Annotated in this window: 9 protein-coding genes; 2 read left to right on the plus strand and 7 right to left on the minus strand. The window is 69.7% G+C overall.

From position 1 onward, the window contains the following. Positions 1–3: 3 nt before the first annotated feature. Positions 4–1,773 carry a sensor domain-containing diguanylate cyclase gene (locus ASE58_RS03830; RefSeq protein WP_055817940.1) on the plus strand — a complete coding sequence of 590 codons (1,770 nt, stop codon included), beginning with the start codon at positions 4–6 and terminating at the stop codon, positions 1,771–1,773. 103 nt (positions 1,774–1,876) lie between these two features. After that, complete coding sequence (locus ASE58_RS03835; protein WP_055817942.1) at positions 1,877–2,545, plus strand: hypothetical protein; 669 nt, start codon at positions 1,877–1,879, stop codon at positions 2,543–2,545. Positions 2,546–2,568: 23 nt separating this feature from the next. Here the strand turns inward: ASE58_RS03835 and ASE58_RS03840 are convergent, their stop codons facing one another. The 7 genes from ASE58_RS03840 to ASE58_RS03870 form a co-directional block, all read right to left on the minus strand. Beyond that, entirely contained in the window at positions 2,569–3,408 is an 840-nt protein-coding gene (locus ASE58_RS03840) for an HpcH/HpaI aldolase/citrate lyase family protein (protein ID WP_055817944.1), read from the minus strand. After that, positions 3,405–3,854, minus strand: a complete 450-nt coding sequence (locus ASE58_RS03845) for a MaoC family dehydratase (protein ID WP_055817947.1) — start codon at positions 3,852–3,854, stop codon at positions 3,405–3,407. The genes ASE58_RS03840 and ASE58_RS03845 overlap by 4 nt, the downstream gene beginning before the upstream one ends. After that, a complete protein-coding gene (locus ASE58_RS03850; protein WP_055817949.1) occupies positions 3,851–5,710 on the minus strand; it encodes an acetyl/propionyl/methylcrotonyl-CoA carboxylase subunit alpha in 1,860 nt (619 codons plus the stop codon). The genes ASE58_RS03845 and ASE58_RS03850 overlap by 4 nt, the downstream gene beginning before the upstream one ends. Before the next feature lie 121 nt (positions 5,711–5,831). After that, entirely contained in the window at positions 5,832–6,743 is a 912-nt protein-coding gene (locus tag ASE58_RS18260) for a DUF3088 domain-containing protein (protein ID WP_235513481.1), read from the minus strand. 133 nt (positions 6,744–6,876) lie between these two features. Next, positions 6,877–8,472 (minus strand): carboxyl transferase domain-containing protein, encoded by a 1,596-nt coding sequence (locus tag ASE58_RS03860; RefSeq protein WP_055817951.1) that lies wholly within the window; start codon positions 8,470–8,472, stop codon positions 6,877–6,879. Further along, a complete protein-coding gene (locus tag ASE58_RS03865) occupies positions 8,469–9,629 on the minus strand; it encodes an acyl-CoA dehydrogenase family protein (protein WP_055817953.1) in 1,161 nt (386 codons plus the stop codon). Before ASE58_RS03865 ends, ASE58_RS03860 begins: the two co-directional genes overlap by 4 nt. A gap of 67 nt (positions 9,630–9,696) precedes the next feature. Next, the gene (locus ASE58_RS03870) at positions 9,697–10,890 is read right to left on the minus strand and encodes an MBL fold metallo-hydrolase (protein ID WP_055817956.1); all 1,194 of its coding nucleotides are present in this window, start codon (positions 10,888–10,890) and stop codon (positions 9,697–9,699) included. Between the last annotated feature and the right edge of the window lie 67 nt (positions 10,891–10,957).

Raw genomic sequence — 10,957 nt, forward strand, 5'->3', positions numbered from 1 at the left:
GCCATGACGAAGGCCATCACCCAGCAGCGGATCGGAATGGTGACCGCGCTGGTCTATTTCCTGCTGTCGTCGGCGGTGATCCTGTCGAACGATCAGGGCGGGTTGTCGAGCGTCGCGCCGGCCACGCCGTTCGTCCTGTCCCTGCTGATCGCCCGGCCGCGACGCGACTGGCGCGCGATGCTGATCGGTGCCGCGATCGGCAGCATGGCGGCGACGTCGCTGTTCGGTTTCGGCGTGACGGCGGCGGTGCCGATGGCGATCGCCAAGGTGGGCGAGGTCGGGGTGGCGGCGTGGCTGTTTCGCAAGCTGCGGGTGCGGCGGGGATATTTCGGCTCGCTCGACCGGATCGGGCGGTTCGTCGCGGCGGTCGGGGTCATCGCCCCGGCGCTGGGCGCCACCGCCGCCGCCAGCGTGGTCGCGTTCCGGTACGGCCTGCCGTTTGAGCGGCAATGGCGCATCTGGTTCGTCGGCCACAGCCTCAGCATGATTACGATGACGCCGGTCCTCTCGCTCCTGCTGAGCGGCGCGATCGGGCGGGCGTGGCGCGATGCTGGGCGACAATTGCGGATCGAGGCGGCGGTGCTGCTGACGGCGACGGCGGCGGTCACCGCCACGATCTTCCTGCAAAGCGACCGGCCGCTGCTGTTCCTGCCCGCACTGCCGGTGATGCTGACCACGTTCCGGCTGGGATTGCCGGGGGCGGCGGCGTCGGCGATCCTCGTCGCGCTGATCGGCGGCTATGCGACGTCGCAAGGGTTGGGGCCGACGTCCTTCATCGCCGGTGACCTGCAGTCGCGGATGGAGTTCTTCCAGTTCTACATGGCGTGTACCGTGCTCACGACCTTCCCGGTCGCCGCCGACCTCAGCCGGCGGCAGGCGCTGTACCGGCGGCTGCGCGAGAGCGAGGCGCGCTATCGCCTGCTGGCCGACCATTCGACCGATATCGTGCTCGGAACCGATATCGGCGGGCGGATCACCTATCTCTCCCCCTCGATCGAACAGATCGTCGGGCGGAGCCCCGCGCAACTGCACGGCAACCGCGCGCTGGAGATGGTGCATCCAGTCGACCGCGACATGGTGCTGGTCGCGCATCGCGACGCGCTGACCGATGTAGAAGGTACGCAGATCGTCGAATATCGCGCGCGGGTGGCCGATGGCGCGCTGCGCTGGTTCGAATCGCATACCCGCGCGGTGCTGGACGATCATGGCGCGGTGACCGGCACGGTATCGATGATCCGCGACGTATCGCATCGCAAGACGCTGGAGGCCGAACTGTCGCGTGCGGCGTCGACCGATCCGCTGACCGGCCTGGCCAACCGGCGGGTGTTCGACGCCGCGCTGGCGCAGCGGGTCGACGTCGCGGCACAGGGCGGCATCGCCGGCTGCGTCGCGGTGTTCGACCTCGACCATTTCAAGGCGGTCAACGACCGCTACGGCCACGACGCCGGCGACCATGTGTTGCAGGCTTTCGCCCGGATCGCACGCGGGGTGATGCGTGACGGCGATGTCGTCGCGCGGCTGGGCGGCGAGGAATTCGGCATCCTGTTCCCCGGCACCCGCATCGAACAGGCGCATGCTCTGTGCGAACGGCTGCGCACCACGCTGGCCGCGACACGGCTGCGCCACGGATCGTCGGTCGTCGGACTGACGGTCAGCGCCGGGATCGCCCCGGTCGACGGCGCGGGCAGCGCGGCGGCGGTGCTGCGCGCGGCCGACATGGCGCTCTACGGTGCCAAGGCCGACGGGCGCGACCGGCTGCGGCTGGCGGCCTGATCCGCTTTCCCATCGCGGCACGCCGGCGGGCAACTTGCCGGTGTCGACGCTTGGCCGATCGGTGCTAGGGTCGCCGGCTATCGAGGCAACGGGAGAGGCTGCTTTGCGCGAGACATGGTATCGCGACCCGCGACTGGGGCTGGCGGCGGCGGTGCTGGCCGGGATCGTCGTCGGCATCGCCGCAGGCGCGGCGGGCCAGCCCGGCTGGCGGCTCCTGCTGCTGGCGCTGGCGGGCTTTGCGCTGGTCGCGTGGGGATTGTTCGCGGTGCAGGGGATCGCCTGGGTCTGGCGACAGCCCGACCGCGCCGACGTGCTGCGCGCGCTCAGCCTGCAACGCAGCCAGCATGCCTTCAACCATGCCGCATGGGGCCGGTTCGATCGCGATGCGGCGATGCTGCGCATGCTGCTGGCCGAACGCGCGCTGATCCCGATCGAGGCGGAACTGGTGCGCCACGCCATGGCGGTCGAGCAGTTCGACGCGGTGGCCGCCACCCTGCCCGGCTTTTCGCAGGCGGCGGCGCATTGGTACGACATCGCGTCGCAGGGCCATGCCGCCCTGCCCCCCGCCACCCCGGTCCCGACACCCGCCGCGCTGGACGAAGCCGCGCAGCAAATCCCCGCGACGCTGACCGACGAGGAGGATCGCCGCGCGGCGCTGCACTATCTGGCGGTGCGCAAGCGGCTGGCCGCCGACCGCGCGGCGGTGGAGCGCGAGCGGACGGCCGCGCTGCGTAAGTTGGCCGCCCCGCCGCCGGGCGTGCCGGTGGAATAGCTCCTCCCCGGCACGGGGAGGAGCTAGCGTGCTGCCAGTATCCGCCGGGCCTGGGTCAGGTGCGGGGCGTCGACCATCCTGCCGTCGACCTGTAGCGCGCCGGCATCGGGGTTCGCGGCAAAGGCATCGACGATCGCCTGCGCCCGTGCGACCGCTTCGGCCGAGGGGGTAAAGGCGGCGTTGATCGCGGCGACCTGCACCGGGTGGATCGCCATCATGCCGGTAAAGCCGTCGCGCGCGGCGCGCGCGGCATAGGCGGCGAGGCCCGCTTCGTCGCGGATCGCGGGATAGACGGTATCGATCGCCGCGACCCCGGCGGCGTGCGCCCCGAACAGCGTCAGCGACCGCGCTATTTCATAGGGCGCGGTATAGCGACCATCCGCCTCGCGCGAGGTCGCGGCACCGATCGCGGCGGGCAAATCCTCTGCGCCCCAGGTGATGCCGGCAAGGCGATGCGCGACCGTGCCATAGCTGCCGAGCTGAAAGATCGCCGCCGGGGTTTCGGTCGCGATCGGCAGCAGGGGGATGTCGGAGAGGCCGCGTTCGGCCAGCAGCGGGTCGAGCATCGCGATCGTTGCCGCCCCTTCCGCCTTCGGCACCATGATCCCGTCGGGGCGGGTGCCGGCCAGCGCGTCGAGATCGGCCAGCGCCAGCGGTCCATCGACCGGATTGATCCGTACGAAGCGTGGCAGCGACGCCCCCTCGCCCAGCCATGCGCGGACGGCGGCGCGAGCGGCGTCCTTGGCGGATGCCGCCACGGCATCCTCGAGGTCGAGGATCAGCGCGTCGGCACCGCTCGCCGCCGCCTTGGCGAAGCGATCGGCCCGGTCACCGGGCACGAACAGGAGCGAGCGCAGCTTCATGGCCGGCGCTGCAACAGCGCGGTGCGTAGGCAGCGGCAGACGACCTCGCCGCGCTGGTTGTGGAGTTCGTGCGCGAAGGTAACGATGCCTGCATCGGGGCGCGAGCGGCTGTCCTTCAGCGCAGTAACCTCGGTCGTGGCGCGCATAGTATCGCCGAGGAACACGGGCTTGGGCATCACCAGCTGGTCGTAGCCCAAGTTCGCGACCAGCGTGCCGAGCGTCGTCTCCCCCACCGACAGCCCGACCATCAGCGCGAAGGTGAAGGTGCCGTTGACGAGGATCTGGCCGAATTCCGACGCCTTCGCCGCCTCCGCATCGATATGCAGCGGCTGCGGATTGTGGGTCATCGCCGAGAACAGGAGATTGTCGGTCTCGGTCACCGTCCGGCGGATCGGGTGGTCGATCCGGTCGCCGACCTGCCAATCGTCATAATAGCGGCCGCTCATGCTGCGTCCTTTTCGATGCGGGCGAGGACGACGCCCTCGGTCACCTGCCCGCCGGGGGTGGCGGTCAGGTCGGCGACGATGCCGTTGAACGGGCTGAGCAACGCCTGTTCCATCTTCATCGCCTCCAGCACGACCAGCCGCTGTCCGGCGGTCACGCGGTCGCCCGCCGCGACCTCCACCGCAACGATGCGGCCGGGCATGGGGGACAGGATCGCGCCGTCGCCGGCCGATGCACCGCCGCCCTGCCCGGCGACCGGCGCGGCGAAGGGGAACGCTTCGCCAGCGGCGAACAGGACGCGCTCAACGCCGACCTGCGCAATGCTGCCGCCGGGTGCGGGCGTGGCGAGGCGGGTGGTGCCGCCGATCGCCACCGCCACCCGTGCGTCGGGCGCGGCGTTCAGGCGGAAGCCGGGGAGCGCGCGCCATGGATCGGTCGGATCGCGCTCGACCAGTGCCGCCGCCGCCGCGCCGGCGATGGCGTCCGAAGCGCTACCATCGGGCACCAGCCGGTCGGCATGGCGTTCGATGAAGCCGGTGTCGATCGCCTCGGCCACGAAGTCCGGATCGCCGGCACAGCGGGCGAGGAAGGCGGCGTTGGTGCGCACCGGCCAGACCTGAACCGCCGCGGCGGCCGCAGCCAGCTTCGCGGCGGCGGCGGTGCGGGTGGGGGCGTGGACGATCAGCTTGGCGATCATCGGGTCGTAATGCGGGGTGACCGCATCGCCCTGTTCCACCCCGGCATCGACGCGGATGTCGGTCGGCAGGTGGAGATGGGTGAGCGGGCCGGTCGAGGGCAGGAAGCCGGTCGCCGGGTTCTCGGCATAGAGCCGCGCCTCCATCGCCCAGCCGGTGATCGTGAGATCGTCCTGCCGCTTGGGCAGGGGTTCGCCGGACGCGACGCGCAGCTGCCATTCGACCAGATCGGTGCCGGTGATCGCTTCGGTGACCGGGTGTTCGACCTGCAGCCGGGTGTTCATCTCCATGAACCAGATGCGGTCGGCCCGCAGGCCCTGCGACGCATCGGCGATGAACTCGATCGTGCCCGCCCCGACATAGTCGACCGCGCGGGCGGCACGGACGGCGGCGTCGCACACCGACGCACGGGTTTCGGCATCCATGCCGGGCGCGGGTGCTTCCTCGATTACCTTCTGGTGGCGGCGTTGCAGCGAGCAGTCGCGCTCGAACAGGTGCACCGCATTGCCATGAGTGTCGCCGAAGACCTGCACCTCGATATGGCGGGGCGACAGGATGTATTTCTCGATCAGCATGCGGTCGTCGCCGAACGACGCAGCGGCTTCGCGGCGGCAGCTGTCGAGCGCTTGCGGGAAGGCGTGCGCATCGTCGACGCGGCGCATCCCCTTGCCCCCGCCGCCGGCCACGGCCTTGATCAGCACCGGATAGCCGATCGCGTCGGCCTCGGCGCGCAGCCGTTCGGGCGACTGGTCCTCGCCCAGATAACCCGGCGTCACGGGCACGCCGGCGGCGATCATCCGCGCCTTGGCCGCATCCTTCAGGCCCATGGCGCGGATCGCCGATGCGGGCGCACCGACCCAGACCAGGCCGGCGGCGACCACCGCCTCGGCGAATTCGGCATTCTCCGACAGGAAGCCATAGCCCGGATGGATCGCCGCCGCGTTCGTCGCGCGGGCGGCGGCGAGGATCTTCGCCTGGTCGAGATAGCTTTCGCGCGCCGGGGCCGGGCCGATACAGACGGCTTCGTCGGCTTCGCGGACGAAGGGCAGGCCGGCATCGACGTCGCTGTGCACGGCGATGGTCCGTACGCCCAGCCGACGGGCGGTGCGGATGATGCGGCGGGCGATCTCGCCGCGATTGGCGATCAGCAGCGATTCGATCATCGCGCCGCTCCAAAGTTCACAAAGTTCACACTAGTGCGCGTTTCGTGCGGTGCGTGACCCTGGCCGGTGGGCAATGCCGCCTGACGATGGTCTGGCACGGCGGGCGGGCTGTAGGAAAGGGTCATGGATGCGCCTCCGGAAAGCCGTGACGGACGTGCAGCGCGTGAAGCAAGCCCTTCAGATCGCTGACGAAATAAGTGCCGTCATGCCGACCATCGGCCAGCGCCGGATCGGCGTTGGCGCTGAGCACCAGCAGCGGCAGGTTCTGGTGCGCTTCGCCGACGACCGCGATCACCGCGTCGCGCGGGCGGGGATAGGGGACGCGGATGATGTCCAGCATCGTCACCTTGTCCGGAAAGCGTGCGAGCAGCCCGTCGATGGTGATGCAGTCGCGGCAATAGAAGGTTCGATCCGGATAGGCCGGGTCGGCGAAGCTCGGATCGAGCAGGTAGAGGCGGTCGCGCATGGGCTGTTCCGTGAGGGTCGGATCGCGGTCGGGATCGGTCGCGAGGGGATGGGAGGTCGGCGTCGGACGGTCGGGATCGACGCGGCCGCCCATCAGGGCGGCGGCGGCGAGCGCGAGGTCGCGGGCGCTGACCTCTGTCGGATGGGTCGGCAGGGGTTGCAGCGGGTCGGCGATAACGGCGCGCGCGGCGGCGGGATCGGCGGCGAAGGCGGCGGTCAGCGCTCGCGCGACCGCTTCGGGGAGCGGCGTGGCGTGGGTTTGCGTAGGGGTGGCGGCGGTGGGCGATGCCCCCTGCCCCTCGCCCTGCGGACGCGCGGCGAGTTGCGCCTCGACCTCCGCCGTCACGCGGGCGACGGTGGCGATGAAGCTGGAGAGCGCCATGCCCGGCGGCAGGCTGGCGATGGCGCGGGTGACCATCGCCACGATCGCGTCATAGGCAACGGTATCGATGCCGAGCGCGGACGTCGGGGTGGCAGGCACGGCCGGCGGCTGCGGCTTGGGCGGCGTGACGCCGACGTCCTGCGGGCCGGGCGGGCGGATCGGGGGCAAGCCGGAGATGGTGGTCATTTCGCCCATCCCCAACCACCGACGTACCCCCGCGCAGGCGGGGGTCCAGGGTTGCCAGTCACCGACGTCGCCGTTCGTGGCTCTGGATCCCCGCCTTCGCGGGGATACAGAAGGGAGATGCGGAGGGCCGCCATCACATCCGGAAGATGCCGAACTGCGCCCGGTCGGCGATCGGCGCGTTCAGCGTCGTCGACAGCGCGAGGCCCAGCACGTCGCGGGTCTGTTCGGGCAGGATCACGCCGTCGTCCCACAGCCGCGCGGTGGCGTAATAGGGGCTGCCCTCCGCTTCATAGCGGTCGCGCACCGGGGCCTTGAATGCCTCGGCCTGCTCCGGCGTCCAGCTGTCGGCATCGCGGTGGACGGTCGCCAGCACGCTCGCCGCCTGTTCGCCGCCCATCACCGAAATCCGGCTGTTAGGCCAGGTGAACAGGAAGCGCGGGGAATAGGCGCGGCCGCACATGCCGTAATTGCCGGCCCCGAAGCTGCCGCCGATCAGCACGGTCAGCTTGGGCACCTGCGCCGTCGCGACCGCCGTCACCAGCTTCGCGCCGTGCTTGGCGATCCCCTCCGCCTCGTACTTGCCGCCGACCATGAAGCCCGAGATGTTCTGGAGGAACAACAGCGGCGTGCGGCGCTGGCAGGCGAGTTCGATGAAATGCGCGCCCTTTTGCGCACTCTCCGAAAACAGCACGCCGTTGTTCGCGAGGATCGCGACCGGCATGCCCCAGATGCGGGCGAAACCGCAAACGAGGGTCGTGCCGTAGAGCGGCTTGAACTCGTGCAGTTCCGATCCGTCGACCAGCCGGGCGATGACCTCGCGCACATCATACGGCGCGCGGACATCGGTGGGGATGATGCCCGCCAGGTCCGCCGGATCGTGCAGCGGCGGCCGGGGCTCGGCCAGCGCCATTTCGGCGCGGCGCGGCGGGGGGAGCGTAGCAATGATATCGCGGACGATCAGCAGCGCCTGTTCGTCGTCCTCCGCGACATGATCGACCACGCCCGACTTGCGGCCATGGGTGTCGGCCCCGCCCAGTTCCTCGGCGGTGATGACCTCGCCCGTCGCCGCCTTCACCAGCGGCGGGCCGGCGAGGAAGATCGTGCCCTGGTTGCGCACGATCACCGTTTCGTCGGACATGGCGGGGACATAGGCACCGCCGGCGGTGCAACTGCCCAGCACGCAGGCGATCTGCGGAATGCCCTTCGCCGACATCTGCGCCTGATTGAAGAAGATGCGGCCGAAATGATCGCGGTCGGGAAACACCTCCGCCTGATGCGGCAGGTTCGCGCCGCCGCTGTCGACCAAGTAGATGCACGGCAGGTGGTTTTCGGTCGCGATCTCCTGCGCGCGGAGATGCTTCTTTACCGTCATCGGGAAGTACGCGCCGCCCTTTACCGTCGGATCGTTGGCGACGATCATCACCTGCCGGCCATGCACCTGTCCCACGCCGGCGATGACGCCCGCCGCCGGAGCCTCGTCGCCGTACATGCCATTGGCAGCCAGCGCGCCGACTTCGAGGAACGGCGATCCGGCGTCGAGGACGCGGTGGATGCGGTCGCGCGGGAGCAGCTTGCCGCGCGCGACATGGCGCTCGCGGCTGCGCTCCGGCCCGCCCAGCGCCGTCGTGGCGATCCGTTGCCGCAGGTCGTCGGCCAGCGCCGCATTCTGCGCGGCATTGGCGGCGAAGGCGGCCGAGTTCCGGTCGACCAGCGTCGGCAGCACCGTCATTGTGCGCGCGTCCCCTCGCACAGCAATTCACGACCGATCAGCATCCGGCGAACTTCGTTGGTCCCGGCACCGATGTCGAGCAGCTTCGCATCGCGAAAATAGCGTTCGACCGGCCAGTCCTTGGTATAGCCCGCCCCGCCCAGCGCCTGGATCGCGTCGTTGGCGACCTTCACCGCATTTTCCGACGCCAGCAGGATCGCGCCCGCCGCGTCGTGGCGGGTGGTGCGGCCGGCGTCGCACGCCTTCGCCACCGCATAGACATACGCACGGGCGGAATTGAGCGCGACCGACATGTCGGCGATCTTGCCCTGCATCAGCTGGAACGCGCCGATCGGCTTGCCGAACTGCTTGCGCTCGGCAACGTAGGGCAGCACGGTGTCGAGGCACGCCTGCATGATGCCCAGCTGGATACCCGACAGCACGACGCGTTCGTAATCGAGGCCCGACATCAGCACGCCGACGCCACCGTTCAACGGCCCCATGACGTTCTCGTCCGGCACGAAACAGTCGTTGAAGACCAGCTCGGCGGTCGGCGACCCGCGCATGCCCATCTTGTCGATCTTCTGGCCGATCGAGAAGCCGGCGAAATCCTGCTCGATCAGGAAGGCGGTGATCCCCTTCGATCCCGCATCGGGCGCAGTCTTGGCATAGACGACCAGCGTCGCCGCATAGGGCGCGTTGGTGATCCAGAACTTGGTGCCGTTCAGCCGCCAGCCGCCATCGACCTTGTCGGCGCGCAGCTTCATCGACACGACGTCGGAGCCGGCACCGGCCTCGGACATGGCGAGCGACCCGACATGCTCGCCACTAATGAGCTTCGGCAGATATTTCGCCTTCTGCTCGGGGTTTCCCCACCGCGCGATCTGGTTGATGCACAGGTTGGAATGCGCGCCATAGGACAGGCCGACCGAGGCCGAGGCGCGGGCCACTTCCTCGCACGCGACGACATGTTCGAGATAGCCGAGGCCGAGGCCGCCATCCGCTTCGCCGACGGTGATCCCGTGCAGGCCGAGCGCGCCCATTTCGGGCCACAGCTCCAGGGGGAAGCGATCCTCCGCATCGACCGCCGCCGCGATCGGCGCGATGCGGTCGGCGGCGAAGCGCTGCGTGGTCTCGCGAATGGCATCGGCCATCTCGCCGAGCGCGAAATCGAGCATGTCTCTCTCCAATGGTCCGGTCTCTGCCGGATCGTATCTGTCGTTACTATTAGGCCGGATCAGGCGGTCAGCGCAAGGCGTTGCCCTCCCCCGTCTCCAGACAGCGCAGGATCGCGGCGCGGTCGAACCTAGGTGCGGGCGGCGCGGTCATCGGCGCGATATCGACCGGGCGACCGATCGCGACCGCGCCGAAGCGGCGGTCGCTCTGCCCGATACAACGCTTGGCAGCGGTCAGCAATCTGGGCGGCGTGGCCCAGCCTTCATAGGACAGGCGGAACGTACCCCAATGGATCGCCAGCCCCCGCGACGCGCCCAGCCGACCGAACACGTCGAGCGCATCGACCGGTCCAATATGCGCGCCGCTGGCCATCTGTCCCGGCTGGAATCGGAACGCGCCGACGGGGATCAGCGCGAGGCGGATCGGGCCGAGCGCCGCGGCTTCGCGCACCCACTTGCCATCGCCCATGCCGGTGTCGCCGGCGAAGAACAGGTTCCCGCCGGGCAGTTCGACGACGAACGCCGACCACAAGGCGCGATTGCGATCGACGAACCAGCGGCTCGACCAGTGATGGTTGCGCACGACATGGACCGTCGCCCCGCCGACCCGCTCCGCCTGTCGCCAGTCGAGCGCGGTCGCCTGCATTCCCGCGCTGCGCAGAATCGCGTCATTGCCGAGCGACGTGACGATTGCCGGGCGGTCACGGTCGTACAGCATCTTGAGCGTGGACAGGTCGAGATGGTCGTAATGGTTGTGGCTGATAAGGATCAGGTCGATCTTCGGCAGGTCGGCGAGCGCAATGCCGGGTGCCGCCACCCGTTTCGGCCCGAAGCCGAACGGGCCGGCGCGGTCGCTCCATACCGGGTCGGTCAGGATGTTGAGGCCACGCGTCTGCACCAGCACCGACGCGTGGCCGACCCAGGTGACGCGCATCGGCGTGGCCGCAGGATCGCGCGCGGGCCGGGTGGTGACGGGCAGGAGTTCAGCGGGTTTCGCGGCGACGACCGGCACCTGCTCCGGCCATGCCGGGCGTCCGTCATTGCCGGTCGCCTGTCGCCACAGATAGCCGCTGCGGCTGCCACCCGGCGGGGCGGTGGTATCCTCGCCATCGGGGTTGAAGAAGCGCGCGCCGTCGAAATGGTCGCCGGCCACCCCCTGATAATAGAGGCGGTCGAGGAAGCGGGGCACGATCGTGACGGCCAGGCACAGGATCGCGACGATCCACACGCCGGTCCAGACCAGCCCCTTGATGACACGCCCCATCACGCCCGAACGATTTCCATCCGCTTTCGATGCGAGGCTACTCTTGTGTTGCCCATTTACCACACCA

The sequence above is a fragment of the Sphingomonas sp. Leaf9 genome, assembly GCF_001421355.1.
Lineage (GTDB): Bacteria > Pseudomonadota > Alphaproteobacteria > Sphingomonadales > Sphingomonadaceae > Sphingomonas.